This window comes from Pseudoxanthomonas mexicana (genome assembly GCF_010093385.1).
Taxonomy (GTDB): Bacteria; Pseudomonadota; Gammaproteobacteria; order Xanthomonadales; family Xanthomonadaceae; genus Pseudoxanthomonas_A; species Pseudoxanthomonas_A mexicana.
The window spans coordinates 109874-127126 of sequence record NZ_PDWV01000005.1 but is presented as its reverse complement, the minus strand read 5'-3'; the positions used below and the strand labels follow the sequence as shown (position 1 = coordinate 127126).

General features: G+C 66.5%; 13 protein-coding genes and 1 pseudogene. 5 read left to right on the top strand and 9 right to left on the bottom strand.

The features are described 5' to 3' along the window. Positions 1-128: 128 nt before the first annotated feature. The 3 genes from CSC76_RS03605 to CSC76_RS03595 all read right to left on the bottom strand — a co-directional run bounded on the left by CSC76_RS03605 (position 129) and on the right by CSC76_RS03595 (position 2343). The gene (locus CSC76_RS03605; RefSeq protein WP_162108685.1) at positions 129-359 is read right to left on the bottom strand and encodes a hypothetical protein; all 231 of its coding nucleotides are present in this window, start codon (positions 357-359) and stop codon (positions 129-131) included. Between the two features lie 101 nt (positions 360-460). Beyond that, positions 461-1429, bottom strand: coding sequence for a polysaccharide deacetylase family protein (locus CSC76_RS03600; RefSeq protein WP_162108684.1), 969 nt, complete (start codon positions 1427-1429; stop codon positions 461-463). A 74-nt stretch (positions 1430-1503) separates the two neighbouring features. Continuing rightward, the gene (locus CSC76_RS03595) at positions 1504-2343 is read right to left on the bottom strand and encodes an arylamine N-acetyltransferase family protein (RefSeq protein WP_162108683.1); all 840 of its coding nucleotides are present in this window, start codon (positions 2341-2343) and stop codon (positions 1504-1506) included. A 167-nt stretch (positions 2344-2510) separates the two neighbouring features. Between CSC76_RS03595 and CSC76_RS03590 the strand changes: the two genes are divergently transcribed. Both CSC76_RS03590 and CSC76_RS03585 read left to right on the top strand, forming a co-directional pair. Continuing rightward, positions 2511-3932 (top strand): DUF2272 domain-containing protein, encoded by a 1422-nt coding sequence (locus CSC76_RS03590; protein ID WP_162108682.1) that lies wholly within the window; start codon positions 2511-2513, stop codon positions 3930-3932. 134 nt (positions 3933-4066) lie between these two features. After that, positions 4067-7198 carry a discoidin domain-containing protein gene (locus CSC76_RS03585; RefSeq protein WP_162108681.1) on the top strand — a complete coding sequence of 1044 codons (3132 nt, stop codon included), beginning with the start codon at positions 4067-4069 and terminating at the stop codon, positions 7196-7198. Here CSC76_RS03585 and mddA read toward each other — a convergent pair. After that, positions 7173-7928, bottom strand: coding sequence for a methanethiol S-methyltransferase (gene mddA / locus CSC76_RS03580; RefSeq protein WP_202923475.1), 756 nt, complete (start codon positions 7926-7928; stop codon positions 7173-7175). The two genes, CSC76_RS03585 and mddA, sit on opposite strands and share 26 nt — an antisense overlap. A 16-nt stretch (positions 7929-7944) precedes the next feature. On the opposite strand from mddA, the pseudogene CSC76_RS19375 reads away from it, so the two are divergent. Further along, positions 7945-8487, top strand: a pseudogene (locus CSC76_RS19375) (alpha/beta fold hydrolase); the annotation flags it as partial. 121 nt (positions 8488-8608) lie between these two features. Then, a complete protein-coding gene (locus CSC76_RS19235; protein WP_274382082.1) occupies positions 8609-9175 on the top strand; it encodes a LuxR C-terminal-related transcriptional regulator in 567 nt (188 codons plus the stop codon). 34 nt (positions 9176-9209) lie between these two features. On the opposite strand, the gene CSC76_RS03570 is transcribed toward CSC76_RS19235, so the two are convergent. After that, positions 9210-10001 carry a hypothetical protein gene (locus CSC76_RS03570; RefSeq protein WP_162108679.1) on the bottom strand — a complete coding sequence of 264 codons (792 nt, stop codon included), beginning with the start codon at positions 9999-10001 and terminating at the stop codon, positions 9210-9212. A gap of 89 nt (positions 10002-10090) precedes the next feature. Continuing rightward, complete coding sequence (locus CSC76_RS03565) at positions 10091-11047, bottom strand: HPP family protein (RefSeq protein WP_162108678.1); 957 nt, start codon at positions 11045-11047, stop codon at positions 10091-10093. 183 nt (positions 11048-11230) lie between these two features. Here CSC76_RS03565 and CSC76_RS03560 point away from each other — a divergent pair, with 183 nt between their 5' ends. Continuing rightward, complete coding sequence (locus CSC76_RS03560) at positions 11231-12100, top strand: protein NO VEIN domain-containing protein (RefSeq protein ID WP_162108677.1); 870 nt, start codon at positions 11231-11233, stop codon at positions 12098-12100. Positions 12101-12147: 47 nt separating this feature from the next. On the opposite strand, the gene CSC76_RS03555 is transcribed toward CSC76_RS03560, so the two are convergent. The 3 genes from CSC76_RS03555 to aceE all read right to left on the bottom strand — a co-directional run bounded on the left by CSC76_RS03555 (position 12148) and on the right by aceE (position 17129). Further along, the gene (locus tag CSC76_RS03555) at positions 12148-12465 is read right to left on the bottom strand and encodes a DUF3817 domain-containing protein (RefSeq protein ID WP_162108676.1); all 318 of its coding nucleotides are present in this window, start codon (positions 12463-12465) and stop codon (positions 12148-12150) included. A gap of 243 nt (positions 12466-12708) precedes the next feature. Further along, a complete protein-coding gene (locus CSC76_RS03550; RefSeq protein ID WP_162108675.1) occupies positions 12709-14220 on the bottom strand; it encodes a S8 family serine peptidase in 1512 nt (503 codons plus the stop codon). A 215-nt stretch (positions 14221-14435) separates the two neighbouring features. Continuing rightward, a complete protein-coding gene (gene aceE / locus CSC76_RS03545) occupies positions 14436-17129 on the bottom strand; it encodes a pyruvate dehydrogenase (acetyl-transferring), homodimeric type (protein WP_162108674.1) in 2694 nt (897 codons plus the stop codon). Between the last annotated feature and the right edge of the window lie 124 nt (positions 17130-17253).

Sequence of the window (17253 nt, the reverse complement as noted above, 5' to 3'; positions counted from 1 at the left end):
GCTCGACCGCGCGGGCTCAAACGGGCATGTTTATGCAGGTTCATCCGGGGCTCCTGGGGGCTGGGTTGGCTTCGCAACCCCCATCTTCCAGAGATGCCCCGGATGAACAACCTACCGAGAGATCACAACTAGCCCGCCTTGCCGGCGATCATGCGCGCCGCCTGCGCCTTGCCGGCGGCCAGTGCGTCATGGCAGGTGAAGTAGTCGCGCCGCCCGTCGCGCCACGCCTCGCTCCAGGCGCCGCCCTGCGGGGCACGCACGCGCACCGCCAGCGACCACGGCTGCCGGTCGTCGGGCCGCTCGGTCACCCCTTCGACCAGATGTCCCTGGCAGGTCGACAGGTCCCCTTTCTTCTGCATGCACGGATCCCCGGCGGGAAGGAGGTTCGCCCTGCCTGGCCTGCGTTCCGGTCCGCCCTGGTCCATTCCGGCCAACGCGGAAAGCCGGGGACGCGGGCCAGCTATTCCGATGCCACGCCCGCGAGCTGCAGCACCCAGCCCGGCACCTCGGGCTCACCGGCGTAGAAGTCCTTCGGCTTCTTCTCCGCCATCGCCCAGCGGTGCAGCCAGCTGGGACCGTAGCGGCCGTTGTAGCCGTCCTCGCCGCGCGCATAGGCCGGGTCGCGCATCGCCTCGTCCAGCGTCACCACCCGGTAGCCGCGGCGCTGCACACCGGCCACCAGGTCGGCATAGGCGACGGCGTTCAATTCGTTCGCATGCAGCAGCCAGACCTGCGGCAGCGCGTAGCCCAGCAGGGCTTGCGACTGCCGTTCGTAGTAGTCGACCTTGTTCAGCATGTAGGGAACATAGCCACGACGCAGCCGCTCCAGCGTGGCCGCGCGCTCTGGCGTGTCGGGCTGACCGTCGAGCACGTTCGCGCAGGCGAAGGCCCAGACCCATTCGCCGTTGTCGACGGTGACCGGCGCGATGCGGTAGCCGTGCTGGTCGAGGAAGGCCGACAGCGCGGCACGCTCGTCCGGCGTGCGGCCGGCACGCAGGTAGGGATGGCGGAACCAGCGCGGCACCTGGCCGCGCTCGGCCAGCAGCGGCCGCAGCGTGCGCTCGCCATCCAGGATGTCCTGCTGGAACGCAGGCAGCCCGACCGCATGCAGGTCGAGGTGGCCACGGGTGTGGTTGCCCAGTTCGTAGCCCGCATCCCGCCAGTCGCGCAGCATCGCCACGCGCGCCGGCTGCACCTGCCCGTCGATCTCCAGCTTGCCTTCATTGACGAAGCCCACCACCGGCACGCCGGCCTGCTTCAGCTGCGCCATCAGCTGCGCATGGCGCAACGGCAGGTCTGCCGCCGGGGTCTTGTCCATGCGCTGCCAGGGCAGGTCGTCGATCGTGATGGCGATGCGGCGGTCGGGCTCGGCGGCGTGCGCGCCGAAGGCGAGCAGCACCAGCAGCCAGGCGATCATCGGAAAGCGCATGCGGCGGGCTCGGCAGGGAAGGCGTCGAGCTTACCCGCGCATCCCGATCCGGTCACCGGCGGAACCCGCGCCGATCACGTGCTGGACGACGCACCGCTGCCCAGCCATGCCTCGACGGCGGCATGCAGGCCGGGATGCGCCGGCACACGGATGCCGAAGCCCTGCTGCAGTTCCGCGATCACCGCGTCCGCATCCGCCAGCGGCCAGCGCTCGCTGGCAAGGCCGGTGCGGTGCAGCGCGACCCCGCCGCTGCCCAGTGTCCTGCGCCATCCCGGGCCGGTGCGCGCCACGCGCAGCTGGCCCATGAACGGCGAGTCCGGATGCGTGCTGACGTACCAGTTGCCGACCACCTGGTCGATCTCGGCCTGCGGCTGCAGATCGAACGCATACAGTCTGCGCCATTGCCCGGCCACCTGCGCCTGCAGGGTGTACTGGTCGCCGTGGCGCGTGATGCGGTACGGCTCGGGCGGCGTTGACTGCACTGCCTCGGTGTCCAGGCGCAGCGGCGCGGTCGGCACCATGCCCCCGAAGCCGACATCGACGATGTGGCGTTCGCCGTCCACCGTCGCCAGCACCAGCAGGTGGGTGCGTGCAGGCACGGCGTCCTCGGCTTCGCCCATCAGCACGCGGGCGGCGATCGCCCGTGCGTCGAAACCCAGCGTGTGCAGCAACGCCAGGAACAGGCGGTTGAGTTCGTAGCAATAGCCGCCGCGGCCATCGTGCAGCAGCTTGCGCTCGATCGACGGCAGGTCCAGCGGCACGGGCAGCCGCAGCAGGGTGGACAGGGTCTCGAACGGGATGGCGGCGGTGTGGCGCGCCTGCAGGGTGCGCAGCGTGGCCAGGGTGGGGGCCGGCGGCTGGTCGTGGCCCAGCCTGCGCAGGTACGGCGCGACATCGGTGAGGGTGGCGGACATGGGAACTCCTCGGAGGGCAGGACGCCAGCCTGCGACCTCGAGCGCGGTTGAGGTCAAGCGCGCATGCCAGCAGACCTTTTCCATACCTTCATACCGCGTGAGGAAACGCTGTCCTGCACATGCGGCATGATGCGTAAGTAAGGACCACCGACTCCAAGGATCATCCGATGCGTGCATGGCTGTTGCTGCCCCTCCTGCTGCTGATCTCGATGGCCGCGCATGCGGCCGACCCCTGCCCGCAGCTGGCACAGCAGACGCCGTCCGACGTCGCCACCCGCATCGCCGCCGTCGCCTGTCGTGAGCACCTGATGTGGTATCGCCCCTTCATCGACCGCGAAGGCCGGCTGGCGAACGCGCCGATGATGGAGGCCGAGTCGTCGCTGTTGTCGATCGGCGAAGACCGGGCCTGGCAACGCGTGGCGCGTTACTGGCGCGACAGTGGCCTGCTCGGCGCCATCGGCCATCGCCGCGGTGCGACCGACTGCCTGTACGCTTCGGCCACCGGTCCGCAGGCCGAAGCCTGCCGCGGCTTCGTGGTGGACACGCCGTGGTCGGCCGCCTTCATTTCCTGGGTGATGCGCGAAGCCAGGGTGCCGGGCTTCCGGGGTTCCAGCCGCCACTTCCGCTATGTGCAGGCGGCCTACCAGGACCCGTCGACCAACGCCTTCGATGTCATCGACGTGGCCCGGGCCAAGCCGGTGGTCGGCGACCTGATCTGCTACGTGCGCCAGTATGGCCGCCTGTTCGGCCATGAAGGCCTGCTGCCGCTGCTGCGCAACGGCACCGGCCTGGACATGCACTGCGACATCGTGGTGGCGGTGAATCCGGGCAACGACAGCACCGCGTACGCCATCGGCGGCAACGTGCAGCAGAGCGTGACGATGCGGATGCTGCCGCTGAACCGCAATGGCGAGTTCTGGGGCGGGCTGCCACTGCGGATCGGCGACGGCACGCTGTGCGCGCCCGACAACGCAGCGGCCTGCAACATGAACCGCCAGGACTGGGCGGCGATCCTGCGCCTCAAATCGCCGGCAGAACTTGCGAAACTCCCGGGCTATCTGCCACCCGCACAGGACGCGCCCGAGGCGTCGCCGGAGAAGCAGGAATGCTGCGTGAACTGCGTGGTCGGCTCGGGCGTGCCGCGATGCCCCGCTGCCGGCCCCCAGGCCACCGAACCCGCCCGCGACCCCCGGGCCCCCCCGGTCCCCCCGATGAAGCCACACCGCACCGCATCGACCGTCCGCCTGACCGCCACGCTGGCCGCGTGCCTGGCGCTGGCCGCCTGCACCACCATGCCGGCCGGCCCCGCCTGGGTCCCGGGCCAGCAGGCCACGGTGGAAGGCCAGGTCGCCACCGTCGACACCACGCCCTGGACCTACGACGGCAGTGCCGTGATCACGCTGGCCACACCGAGCGGCAACGTCGACGTGCACCTGCCAGCGCGCTGGAACCTGTGCAAGGCACCGCCGCCGGAAGACGTGCAGGCGCTGAAGGCCGGCGACCGCGTGCGGGCAACCGGCACGGTGTCCGAACCGCACACCCTGGTGGTCTGCGAGCACGCCGGGCACGGGCTGCACCGCGCGCCCTAGGCGGGACGGGCAGCCTGCACCCAACATACTGGCGAGCAGCGGCTAATCGTGCGCTGCAACTAGCATGTAAACGTTTTCATCCCTAGTATCCGGCGCTCCCGTGGCCTGCCCGGCCCGCCCCATGGAGCCCTGCCATGAACCGCTTCGCGCTCGCGGCACGCCCGTCCCTGGCCTTCGCGTTGTTCGGTCTGACGGTCGGGGCGGCCATCATCCCCCAGGCCCATTCGGCAGACGCCTTGCCCCCGCGGGCCGCGTGGAAGGCGACCAGTTCCGCCAGCACCACCGTGGAGATGGCCCCGACCAAGGCCATCGATGGCGATCCGGCGACCAAGTGGGGCGGGGCGTTCTCGCCAGGGCACTGGTACCAGGTGGACTTCGGCAGGCGCGTGTCGGTCGGCGCAGTGGAACTGCACTGGGAATGGGGCGGCGCGCGCGCGTACTCCCTCCAGGCCTCCGACGACGGCCAGCAGTGGCGCACCGCCTTCGAGACCCGCGATGGCGTGGGCGGCATCGAGTACGACGTGTTCCCCACCGTGCAGGCGCGCTACCTGCGCCTGGCCGCCCCGGACCGCTCGGCGGACTGGGGCGTGTCGGTATTCGAGTTCCAGCCATATGCCGGTGACGAAACGCCGCGCATCACCGGCGTGAGTGGTGATCCCGCCGCGCTGTGGTCCGAAGCCGGCGAGGCGCATGCGATGACCGCCAAGCCCGCGGCCGATGGCACGCGGCAGTTGCAGATCGACCTGCCCAAACCGATGTCCGTGGCCGGCTTGGAAGTGGCGTGGAAGGACACGCCGCGCGCCGCCCGGCTGGAAGGCCGCGAAGCCAGTTCGGACCGCTGGATCGTGCTGGCGGAAGAGCCGCGCGCCTTCGGCGACAGCACCTTCCTCGCCGACAGCCAGGCGCGCCCGCTGTCCGCGCTGCGCCTGAGTGTGCGCGGCGAAGGCACGCAGGCGCCGCGTCTGCAGCGCATGCGCCTGATCGGGCCCAAGCGGGTGATGACGGCGATGAAGCGCTACGAACTCGCGGCGTCGCGCGAGCACCGGGCGCTGTTCCCCTCGTCGCTGCACCAGCAGCAGGTGTACTGGACGGCCGTGGGCATTCCCGCCGGCCGGCAGAAGTCGGTGCTCGACGAATTCGGCCACGTCGAAGCCTTCAAGGGCGCGCCGCTGGTGCAGCCCGTTTGGCGCGATGCCACCGGCCGCGCGAGCGCGGCGAATGCGGATACTCCCATCACCCATGCCTTGCGCGACGGCTGGATGCCGATGCCCACCGTGCAATGGTCGCCGCAACCCGGTCTGGAACTGACCACGGCCGCGATCGCCATCGAACAACGCGGCGCGCCGGTCACGCTGGTGCGCTATCGCCTGCGCAACACCGGCACCACGCCGGTCGCCGGCAGCTTCAACCTGCTGACGCGACCCATGCAGGTCAGCCCGCCGTGGCAGAACGGCGGACCGTCGCCGATCCGCGACATCGCCGTCGGCAGCGGCGACGCGGCGCAGGTGGCAGTCAACGGACGCACGCTGTTCCAGTCGCTGACGCCGGTGGCGCGCGCGTCCGCCTCGGCGTTCGGTGCGCATGGCGAGGACGAGATCACCGGCCTGCTGATGGCCGATGCGTTGCCCGATGCGCAGCAGGCGCACGACGACAGCGGCCTGGCGGCCGGCCAGCTGGGCTACGACGTGGCGCTGGTGCCGGGCGCGACGCAGGACATCGTGATCGCCTTCGCCCTCGGTGAAGCGCGCATCGATCCCGCCAAGCCGCTGCCGGCCGCGCCGGTGATCGACATGGAAGGACTCGTTGGCGATGGCGCCTTCGCCACGCTCAGCGACCAGATCGCCGCGCAGTGGCAGGCACGCCTGGGCCGCATCGGTCTGTCGCTGCCGGATGCCTCGCTGGTCGACATGCTGCGTGCGCAGGCCGCGTACATGCTGATCAACCAGAGCGGCCACGCCATGCAGCCCGGCCCGCGCAACTACAACCGCTCGTTCATCCGCGATGGCGCCGCCACCGCCGCCACGCTGGTGCGCATGGGCATGCCGAAGACCGCGCGCGATTACCTGCAGTGGTACGCCGGCCATGCGGTGCACGAGAACGGCCTGGTGTCGCCGATTCTCAACGACGACGGCTCGGTCAACACGGGGTTCGGCTCCGACATCGAGTACGACAGCCAAGGCCAGTTCATCTGGCTGGTGGCCGAACTCGCGCGCCTGGACGGCGGTGCGCGCAGCGTGCGCGACTACCAGGACAAGGTGACGCGCGCGATGAAATTCATGCAGGAACTGCGCGAACGCACGAGGGTGCCGGGCTACCTCGCCGACCAGCCGTCGCCGGAGCGCTTCCACGGCATCCTAGCACCATCGATCAGCCACGAAGGCTATCCGGTACCAACACACAGCTACTGGGACGACTATTGGGCGCTGAAGGGCTGGCGCGACGGCGCTTGGCTGGCCGAGCAGTGGGGCGACGCGAAGACGGCCGCCTGGGCGCGCGAGCAGTACGCGGCGCTGCGCGCATCGATGGCCGCCTCGATTCGCGCGACGATGAAGTGGAAGGGCATCGATACCGTGCCCGCCGACGCCGACATGGGCGGCAGTGATCCCACCAGCCTGTCGATCGGGCTGGATCCGGCCGGGCAGCAGGACGTGATGCCGGCCGATGCGCTGAAGACCACGTTCGACCGTTACCTGGACGACGTGCGCAAGCGCGACGTGCCCGGCGCGTTGTACGCGTACACACCGTACGAGATCCGCAATGTGCTGACCTACGTGCATCTCAACCGGCCGCAGGAAGCGCACGAGCTGCTGATGCGTTTCCTCGGCCACCGCCGCCCCGCACCGTGGCAGGTGCTGGCGGAAGTGGTGTATTCCGATCCGCGCCACGCGATCTACCTGGGCGACATGCCGCACACGTGGATCGGTTCGGAATACGCACGGGCGATCTTCGGCATGCTGATGCACGAAGGCGATGACGCGCTGTCGCTGCTGCCCGGCACGCCGCCCGCCTGGGTCGCGGGCGACGGCCTGCGCGTGGACGGCCTGCCGACCGCCTACGGCACGCTGGCGATGGCTGCGCGGCAGCAGGGCCAGACCCTGCGCATCACGCTGGCGCCCGGCCTGCGCAAGGACGCGGCGTTGAAGGTCAGCTGGCCGACCCGGACGAAGCCGTCGCGCGTCACTGTCGATAGCAAGGTCATGACCGACTTCGACAATCAGGGCCTGCGCACGACCACGCCGTTCAAGGAACTGGTCGCGACCTGGTGAACGACGGGGATCCGGCAGCGCGGCGCGTCCTCGGCACGCGCCGGCGATAGGCTTCGTATTCCGGCAGCGCGGCGACCAGGTCGCGCTCTTCCCAGCGGATCGCGAGCAGGATGTAGACCGTCGTCATCACCGCGAACAGCAGGTGCGTCAGGGTCATGGTCGGCGTGGCCCAGAACGTCAGCAGCCAGGCGACATACAACGGATGGCGCACCCAGCGGTAGACGGTCGGCGTGCGGAATGGCAGGTGCGTGTAGGGCCGACCGATGAACTGCAGCCAGACCTGGCGCAGGCCGAACAGGTCGAAGTGGTTGAGCAGGAACGTCGTGTACAGCAGCAGCGCCCAGCCGAACGCGTAGATGGCGTACAGGATGGCGCGTGCCGTCGGGTCCCGCACCTCCCACACCGTACCGCCCAGTGGACTCCACAGCCAGAACAGCAGGATCAGCGCGAGACTGGACAGCAACGTGTAGGTGCTGCGTTCCGCGGATTCGGGAATCAGCCGCGTCCACGCGCGCTTGAAGGCGGGACGCGCCATCACGCTGTGCTGCACGGCGAACAGGGCCAGCAGGCCCAGGTCGATCAGCAGTGCGGTGGCGAACGGCGCGGTCGGCGCCGAGTCCATGCCCTTCGGCACCCACAGGTTGCCGATGAAACCGATGGCGTACAGGAACGTGGCGAAGAACACGGCGTAACAGGCCACGCCGTAGAGCAGGATCAGGGTGCGTTTCATCGGAACCTCGCGATGCATGCGCGGCAGGACCGGGGGAGCGCTGCCTGCGCGGGATGGGGAGCCGCCAGCGTCGCCCGTCCGCGCCGGCCACGGCAGGGGAACAATGTCCCGACGTGTGGCCCCGCGCACGCACCGCAGGGGAGCAATGTCCCGGCTACACTGCGGACCGGTTCCCCTCCGGGACGGCCGCATGCAACAGGCGATCCGCTACCTGACCACCGGCGACGGCGCGCGCCTGGCGTGGGCCTCGCTCGGCAGCGGGCCGGTGCTGGTCAAGGCGGCCAACTGGCTGAGCCACCTGGAATACGACCTGGAAAGCCCGATCTGGCGCCACTGGTACCGGTTCTTCGGCCAGCACTACCGCCTGCTCCGCCACGACGAACGCGGCTGCGGCATGACCGGCGGCGACGCGCGTGGGCTCACCCTGGACCATTGGCTGGGCGACCTGGAAGCCGTCATCGACGCGGCCGACCTGCGCGAACCCTTCGCACTGATGGGCGTCTCGCAGGGCGCGGCCGCCTGCATCGCCTACGCGGTGAAACACCCGCAGCGCGTCTCGAAGCTGCTGCTCCCACGGCGCCTATGCGCGCGGCCCGTACGAGCGCGGCAACGAGGAAGCGGCGCGCCTGTACCGCGCCATCATCGACATCGCGCGGGTCGGCTGGACCGACCAGAACCCGGTGTTCCGCCAGGTGTTCACCTCGCGCTTCATTCCCGAGGCCACCGAGGCCCAGGTCCACTGGTTCAACGAACTCGCGCGCATGACGACCACCGCGGAGGCGGCAGGCACCCTGCTGGAAGCCCGCGCGCACATCAACGTCACCGCCCTGCTAGGCCAGGTCGCGGCACCCACCCTGGTGTTGCATGCACGGCAGGACAGCGTGGTGCCGCTGGAGGAAGGTCGCCTGCTGGCGGCAGGCATTCCCGGTGCGCGCTTCGTCGAGCTGGACTCGCGCAACCACGTGCTGCTGGAGCATGAGCCCGCATGGCAGCGGTTCCGCGAAGAGGTGCTGGCCTTCCTCGGCGGCAGCGCGCGCGGCGAAGCACATCTGGCCGCACTGACGCAGCGTGAGCGCGACATCGTCGCCGCACTGGTGTCCGGGCAGACGAACGCGCAGATCGCGGCGTCGCTCTTCATCAGCGACAAGACGGTGCGCAACACCCTTACCCGCATCTACGGGAAACTCGGCGTGCAGTCGCGGACGCAGGCGATGGCGTTGTTGCGGGGTTCCACGCCGTCCGGATGACGGATCCTCCGCCGGCGCGCGATGCGGTAGTGAGTCAGGGCTTTCGCAGCGCGTCGCACTGCTTGTTGGCCATCTGCATGACATCGATGCTCAGCATGGTGTACTCCATTTGCGAGATGCCATCCAGCCGCTGGAAGGCCTGCGACGCAGGAGGCAGCATGGCTTGCAGCGACAAGCTGACGGGCACGGACCAATTTTCCTCATCTTCGAGTGGCGTATCGGAAGGCTCGCCAGCATCCCACGGCAGCATAAGGGCCTTCTGCGATCGGGATGACATTACGAACTTCGGCTTGCCGCGCCAACGGACCTGCACTACCGCCATGGGGTAGTCATCCATCCAGCTGATGCGATGTGCATAGTGCGTGTCGACAAGCGAGACGATCGCGCTGCGCCCCAAGTGTCGACGTGCGAGCAGGCGCAGCTCTTCCGGCGAGCAGCGCGATCTTGAGAAGTGGATCTCAGGCACCGAACCCCACAATGCGCGGCGATCCAGGCGTTGCGCTAGTACATGGACCCCTTTTGCTCTCGTCCACGCCTCCGATTCCAGATGGCCGACGAAAGAGTCGATCTTGTCAGACGCTACCTGCTGGTCGACCTCGACCACCCTGCCTCGCCCGGTTTCATAGCGTCCCCGCAACACGAATTTCCCCGCGTTGGCGGAGGGCGTGATCGTGAAGTGCTCTTCCGACGAGCCCCAGCCCACATGCGAGTAGTCGATGCGGATTTCCTCAAGGCTGGCCAGATCGATCACACGCTTCTGTTCTTCACCGGTACAACACCCGGCCAGTCCCCCGAGCAGCACGACCCAGGCGATCCTGCGCTTCACGGCTTCCCCCATTCCTCGCACACGGCAGCGTCGACAGTACATGGTAGGAGCTGCAGGCGCTAACGCCCCTGACGCAGTCCGAGAGTCGATCACAAGTCCGCGATCACCCACCGCCCATTGTCCTGCAGCACCACCTCGAAGCGCGCCCACTGCCGGAGCTCGTCGGGCGTGGCCGTGCCGGTGCTGCCCGTGTGCTCACCGGCGACCACGCGATAGTCCAGCGCCTCGCCCTCGCCATCCAGCACATGCCGCACGCTCCACAGGCGGCCGAGCTTGCCGTTGCTGTAGTAGCGGCCGCGGAGGATCGCGTCGGGGTGGGTGATGTTGCGTTCGGCGTGCTGCTTGGCGAGTTCCAGGAGTTCGGTGAGGTTCTCGGTGGTGATGTCGACGTAGGAGTTGAGCTGCTCCATCGCGGCGGAGAAATCTTCCTGGGTCAGTTCGAACTGGCGCTGCGCGGGCTGGGTGATGCGTGAGGCCTGGCGGCGGCGGTGCAGGTGGGCCGGGTAGCGGCGCCACGGGAACAGGGCGTTGAAGGCGATGGCCATGGCCAGGATGGCCGCGACGTTGATCAGCACGGGCATCAGCAGGTAGCCGTAGCCCAGCGCGTGCACGTCGGGGCCGCCGATCACCGCGGCCAAGGCGGTGGCGCCGCCGGGCGGATGGATGCAGCGCAGGTAATACATGCCCAGTACGGCCAGGCCCACGGCGACGGCGGCGGTCCAGGTATGGCCGGGGAAAAGTTTCTGGCAGCTCACACCGATGAAGGCGGATAGCAGGTGCCCGCCCACCACGGCCCACGGTTGCGACAACGCGCCCTGCGGCACGGCGAACAGCAGCACGGCGGAGGCGCCCATGGAGGTGACCATCAGCGCGCCGCCGACGGCGGACGCGACGTCGCTCGGGAAGGTCCAGCGGGTCAACCCGTACACCGCCAGGATGCCCAGCAACGCACCGATGCCCGATATCCACTTCTCGCCATGGCGGGTGGTGTTGCGCTCGATTCCCAGCAGCAGGCGCAACTCGGTCAGGCGGGAGTGGGGGGTCATGGACGACGGCGGCAGGGGTGGGCGCCGAAGTCTATGCGAAGGATGCGGTTTCGTCCGTAACGCGTAGGGCGGGCCCCGGCCCGCCACCCCAACCCGTCAACGGCGTGGCCCGAGCAGGCCGATCCGGCCAATGACGGGTCAAAACACATCCACTATCCTGGAAAGCGTCGACGGAGGGGAAGCATGGCGATCGAGGATGGTATAGCGGGGGAGTCGTGGTCGGCGGCCGAGGTTGAGGCCACAGTGCTGGCCTACCTGCGCATGCTGCGAATGCAGGAACTCGGGCAAACGTTCGTCAAGGCACAGGTCATCCGGCAACTTGCCAATCAGCTTCCCGCGCGAAACACGGGCGCGATCGAGTACAAATTCCGCAACATCAGCGCCGTGCTCCATGCGCTCGGTGTGCAATCGGTGTCGGGCTACAAGCCGCTTGCTAACGTCCAGAAGCTGCTAATCGATGTTGTCGGCGATCTCCTGCAGAGAGATCTGGCGCTCGACCAAGCAGCCATCCGAAGCGTCGAGACCGCGGCGGAACCGCCTTCAATCACAGATTTCGAAGATTTTGTGGTGGGAGTTCCTTCGCCCAAGTATCGGGTCAACGATGCAGCAACCGCCGCTATCCAGCGCGTTGCCGTCAAGCGAGACTACTTGGAGCGGGAGGCGCGGAATCGTTCGCTTGGACACGCGGGCGAACTGGTCGTCATGGAGTTTGAAGCGCGAAGGCTATTCACTGAGGGCGCCAAGCGACTGATCGATCGCATTGAGCACACCTCCAAGCTAAAAGGCGATGGGCTCGGCTACGACGTACTCTCCTACGATGCCGATGGTCGCGAGCGATTCATCGAGGTAAAGACCACGTCCTACGACGCAGAGACGCCGTTCTTCGTCAGCTCCAATGAAGTCGGGTTCTCGGAAGAAGCGGTTGATCAGTTCCACCTCTATCGCTTGTTCGACTTCCGCAAAAATCCACGCATGTTCGCGCTCAACGGCCCCATTTCGGCAAGTTGTCTGCTCGACCCCGTGAGCTACCGAGCGACTTTGCTGGGCAGCTGAATACAGAAGCACCGTAGGGCGGGCCCCGGCCCGCCGTCATGCGGATGTCAGACGCGGGCGCTGAGCAATCCCATCCGGCGGAACCCCATCTCCAGCGGCACGGTCACCAGCGGCGGCACGGCGGCGAGGACGGCAAGCAGCGTGGCCCACCACGGCCAGCGCAGGCGCAGGGCGGACAGCGCAGTGACCACCACGTAGAACAGGAAGGCGCCGCCATGCAGCGGGCCGAAGATCTTCACGCCCAGCTCGTTGCCCATCGGTCCGTACTTGAGCCACATGCCGATCAGCAGCCCGGCCCAGGTGAAGCCTTCAAGAAAGGCGGCGACAGCGAACAGGCGCCCGGCGGGCGCGAGGGGTCGTAACATGCAGGAACTCCAGTGAGGGAATGCCGCGACGCGATGGCGGCGGCGGCCCCCGCTGGCGGGGAAAATTCTAGCATTTGCGGTACCGGAGTCGAAGACTGAACTCAAATCAGTCGGGATGATCCAGCACAAAGTGCGCCCAGCTTCCCAGAGTTGTCGCATCAATTTCGGCACCAGGCGCACCATTTGCGAGCAATCACAAGGCGCGGCAGGAAACCTGCTCGCGCCCCGCAAGGGTAACTGTGATCAGTTATGGGTCATGACGTCGCAAATCTTTCCGATCTCAAGGAGTGAACTACTGACGTCGAGAATCCCTGCGCCAATCTTCATTCCTGCCGGTTGAGCAGCAGGAAATGGCGTGGAGCCGTTAATGATGATGTTCTTGATCTGCCCTGGCGACAGCGAACAGTAGCTCCGCGACGCCGCATACGACAACAAGACCGCCGCCGCCCCCGAGACCTGAGGCGCAGACATAGATGTGCCTGCAACCTGTACGAAGTTGGGAGAGATAGGTCCATCCCAGCCGCTATTGGACGTCGTAAGAATGTCGCCCGCATCGCCATCAACCCCCTCTCCTCCAGGAGCCGCAATAGTGATCCAATCTGCGTAACTCGAGAAATCCGATCGATTCCCGAGATTGTTCGTCGCCGCGACGGAGATGACGTTGTCGCATTTAGCTGGTTCGGCATTGGCTAAGCTGCTGCTGTTTCCGGCCGCAGCCACAAGAGTGACGCCTTGGGCATACGCCTGATTGATTGCACTTTGCAACTCCGAAGAGCAAGCGGCCGTAGTTGGGAAGCCCAAACTCATATTGATGACTCTGGGACGGTCGGCAAAACTCGGCAGGGACGGCAATCCTGCTCCACCAACTCCTCCCGCCCATCTGATAGCGTCGATCAAGTCGGACAGTTTTCCCCTGCCGCCTTTGCCCAACACTCGGATAGGCATGACTTTAGCCCCCGGAGCAACGCCAGCGCCCCCATAGTTATTGTTAGCGGTAGCTGCTGCTATGCCCGCGACTCTCGTTCCATGCCAAGTAGAGTCTCCCAAAGTGCTGCAGAAAGCATCGCTATCACAGCCAAGAATTATGCCTGGCGAATAGGAGCCTGGATCCGATGGATCGGAATCGCGTCCGTTTCCATCCTTCGCGATGACCACGTTTGTTATGAAGTCATATCCGGGCACGATTCGCGCGGGATCGATGTCCGGATGCGGCGTCAACCCCGAGTCAATTATCCCAATCACGACGCCCGTTCCAATGGCGTTACTCCACGCAAACTTTGCACTCGTGCCGTAACTCAGACTGCTTTGCAAATGCCATTGCGCTGACAGGTAGGGGTCGTTTACATCCGCAAAGGCCATGATAGTGAGGTCAGGCTCAACGTGCTCGACGCTGGGATCATCTGCGAGTTGACGCATCAAAAGCCCTGCCTCCACTCGATCTAAAGGTCTGCTGGTTCTAATAAGCTCAGATGAGCCTAGCATTCTCCTTACCTTGACGATGCTGACTGACTTTCCGGTCGCCATGGACAAACGTGAAGCCGCACCATCGATTGAAATGCGAATTTTTGATTCGTCTACCCTTGCCGTCGAATCATCATTGAATCGGACTATGAACTGGTCATAGTCGTGCTGATTTGACAGCCTTTCCAGCTGCATTTTTTCGCGAGCAACCGCGGCGCCAGATAAGCAGATGCTCGCAAAGGTCACCGCGATTAAAAGCTTCCATCGCGATACTCGCTTCAGTTCGTTCGTCATTGCTATTCATCCTTATCTTCAATGAATGGGGACTACGTAGCGCTGTAAGAAGCTGTTTCCAGTACCGACATCGTCGGCACGCAGATCTAATCACGACAGTTCGCAGCCCCGCAAACGAGAAGAGGCGCGAGAAGCGCAAAAAAGAGCAGCCTTTCGGCTGCTCTTCCTAGAACCGTCCCACTTTTATGGCTTCGGCTAGCCGACAAAGCTAGACATCAAACCGTGACCGGGTTCGCCTTCTCCACATCGATCTTGTACTGCTTGATCGCGCGGGATACGTCCTTGGCGGTCATCTTGCCTTCCTTCGCCAGGGCGGCGATGGCGGCGTGGGCGATGTAGTAGCGGTCCACTTCGAAGTGGCGGCGCAGGTTGGCGCGGGTATCGCTGCGGCCGAAGCCGTCCGTGCCCAGCACCGTGTACGCCATCGGCACGAACGCACGGATCTGGTCCGCGTACGCCCGCACGTAGTCGGTGGCGGCGATGGCCGGGCCCTGGCGACCTTCCAGCAGCTCGGTCACGTAGGCCTTGCGCGGCGACTTCGCTTCCGGGTTCAGGCGGTTCCAGCGCTCGGCGTCGAAACCGTCGCGGCGCAGCTCGTTGAAGCTGGGGCAGGACCAGATGTCGGCGGTCACGCCGAAGTCCTTGTCCAGCAGCTCGGCCGCCGCGATCGCCTCGCGCAGGATGGTGCCGCTGCCCAGCAGCTGCACGCGCAGCTCGCCCTTCTTCGGCTTGCCGGCGTCGGTGAGCAGGTACATGCCCTTGATGATGCCCTCGGCCGCACCTTCCGGCATGTCCGGGTGGGTGTAGTTCTCGTTCATCAGGGTGACGTAGTAGTACTCGTCCACCTGCTCCTGCAGCATCTTCTGCATGCCGTGCTGCAGGACCACCGCGACTTCGAAACCGAAGGTCGGGTCGTAGCTGCGCACGTTGGGGATGCCGCCGGCCACCACGTGGCTGAAGCCGTCCTCGTGCTGCAGGCCCTCGCCATTGAGCGTGGTGCGGCCCGCGGTGCCGCCCAGCAGGAAGCCGCGCGTGCGCATGTCCGCCGCCTGCCAGGCGATGTCGCCGATGCGCTGGAAGCCGAACATCGAGTAGTAGATGTAGAACGGCAGCATGGGCACGTTGCTGACCGAATAGCTGGTGCCCGCCGCCATCCACGAAGACATCGCGCCCGGCTCGCTGATGCCCTGCTGCAGCACCTGGCCGGACTGGTCCTCGCGGTAGTACATCAGCTGGTCGGCATCGACCGGCTTGTACTTCTGGCCGAACGGCGCATAGATGCCGATCTGGCGGAACATGCCTTCCATGCCGAAGGTGCGCGCCTCGTCGGCGACGATCGGCACCAGGCGCGGACCCACCTGCTTGTCACGCAGCGCGATGTTCAGGCCCTGCACGAACGCCATGGTAGTGGAGATCTCGCGGTCGCCGGTGCTCTTGAGCAAACGGTCGAAGGCTTCCAGCTTGGGCGTCTCGAACGACTGGCTGGCCTTGCGGCGGCGCTGCGGCAGGTAGCCGCCCAGCGCGGCGCGGCGTTCCTTCAGGTACTGCACTTCCGGCGAGTTCTCGCCCGGGTGGTAGAACGGCACCTGCGCCGCTTCTTCCAGCTGCTTGTCGGTGACCGGGATGTTGAAGCGGTCGCGGAACGTGCGGATGGCCTCGTCGTCCAGCTTCTTGGTCTGGTGGGTCGGGTTGAGCGATTCGCCCGCCGAACCCATGCCGTAGCCCTTCACCGTCTTGGCCAGGATCACGGTGGGCATGCCCTTCGTGTTCACCGCCTCGTGGTAGGCCGCATAGACCTTGTGCGGATCGTGGCCGCCGCGGTTGAGGCGCCAGATGTCGTCGTCGGACAGGTTGGCGACCATGGCCGCCGTCTCCGGATACTTGCCGAAGAAGTTGTCGCGCGTGTACTTGCCGCCGAACGCCTTGCAGTTCTGGTACTCGCCGTCGACGGTTTCCATCATCAGCTTCTTCAGCACGCCGCTGGTGTCGCGCGCGAGGAGCGGATCCCAGTAACTGCCCCACAGCAGCTTGATGACGTTCCAGCCGCCGCCGCGGAACACGCCCTCAAGCTCCTGGATGATCTTGCCGTTGCCGCGCACCGGGCCGTCCAGGCGCTGCAGGTTGCAGTTGACCACGAAGATCAGGTTGTCCAGGCCTTCGCGGCCGGCCAGCGCGATGGCGCCCAGGGTTTCCGGTTCGTCGCTCTCGCCGTCGCCGATGAAGCACCACACCTTGCGGTCGGACTTCTCGATCAGGCCGCGGTGCTCCAGGTACTTCATGAACTGCGCCTGGTAGATCGCCGCCAGCGGGCCCAGGCCCATCGACACGGTCGGCGTCTGCCAGTAATCCGGCATCAGCCACGGATGCGGGTACGACGAGATGCCCTGGCCGTCGACTTCCATGCGGAAGTTGTCGAGCTGCTGCTCGCTGATGCGGCCTTCCAGGAACGAGCGCGCGTAGATGCCCGGCGCGCTGTGGCCCTGGATGAACAGCAGGTCGCCCGGATGGCTGTCGCTGGGCGCGCGCCAGAAGTGGTTGAAGCCCACGTCATAGAGCGTGGCGCCGGAGGCGAAGCTGGCGATGTGACCGCCGAGGTCGCCGGGCTTGCGGTTGGCGCGCACCACGGTGGCCATCGCGTTCCAGCGGATGATCGAACGGATGCGCCATTCCAGCGCGGCGTCGCCCGGGCTCTTGGCCTCGTTCTGCGGCGCGATGGTGTTGACGTATTCGGTGGTCGGCGAGAACGGCAGGTAGGCGCCGGCGCGGCGGGTGACTTCCACCATGCCTTCGAGCAACTGGTGAGCACGCAGGGCGCCGTTCTTCTCGATCACCGCCTGCATGGAATCGATCCATTCGCGGGTCTCCTGCGGATCCGGATCGCTCTGCAACATGTCGTTCAACCAGTTCATTCCCACTCCTGTTGCGCCGCGCGTGGGGGCGTGGCGTTGCCGTTCTTGTAGAGCCTTGAAGTGTAACGCACGCACCCTGCGCCCAACCCGGCTACGCAGGCGTATGGAAGGACATGGCGTGCCT

Bases quoted from the DNA above. Each gene is read 5' to 3' on its own strand.
- CSC76_RS03605 (WP_162108685.1), bottom strand. From the start codon at position 359: ATGCAGAAGAAAGGGGACCTGTCGACCTGCCAGGGACATCTGGTCGAA.
- CSC76_RS03600 (WP_162108684.1), bottom strand. From the start codon at position 1,429: ATGCGCTTTCCGATGATCGCCTGGCTGCTGGTGCTGCTCGCCTTCGGC.
- CSC76_RS03595 (WP_162108683.1), bottom strand. From the start codon at position 2,343: ATGTCCGCCACCCTCACCGATGTCGCGCCGTACCTGCGCAGGCTGGGC.
- CSC76_RS03590 (WP_162108682.1), top strand. From the start codon at position 2,511: ATGCGTGCATGGCTGTTGCTGCCCCTCCTGCTGCTGATCTCGATGGCC.
- CSC76_RS03585 (WP_162108681.1), top strand. From the start codon at position 4,067: ATGAACCGCTTCGCGCTCGCGGCACGCCCGTCCCTGGCCTTCGCGTTG.
- mddA (WP_202923475.1), bottom strand. From the start codon at position 7,928: ATGAAACGCACCCTGATCCTGCTCTACGGCGTGGCCTGTTACGCCGTG.
- CSC76_RS03565 (WP_162108678.1), bottom strand. From the start codon at position 11,047: ATGACCCCCCACTCCCGCCTGACCGAGTTGCGCCTGCTGCTGGGAATC.
- CSC76_RS03560 (WP_162108677.1), top strand. From the start codon at position 11,231: ATGGCGATCGAGGATGGTATAGCGGGGGAGTCGTGGTCGGCGGCCGAG.
- CSC76_RS03555 (WP_162108676.1), bottom strand. From the start codon at position 12,465: ATGTTACGACCCCTCGCGCCCGCCGGGCGCCTGTTCGCTGTCGCCGCC.
- CSC76_RS03550 (WP_162108675.1), bottom strand. From the start codon at position 14,220: ATGACGAACGAACTGAAGCGAGTATCGCGATGGAAGCTTTTAATCGCG.
- aceE (WP_162108674.1), bottom strand. From the start codon at position 17,129: ATGAACTGGTTGAACGACATGTTGCAGAGCGATCCGGATCCGCAGGAG.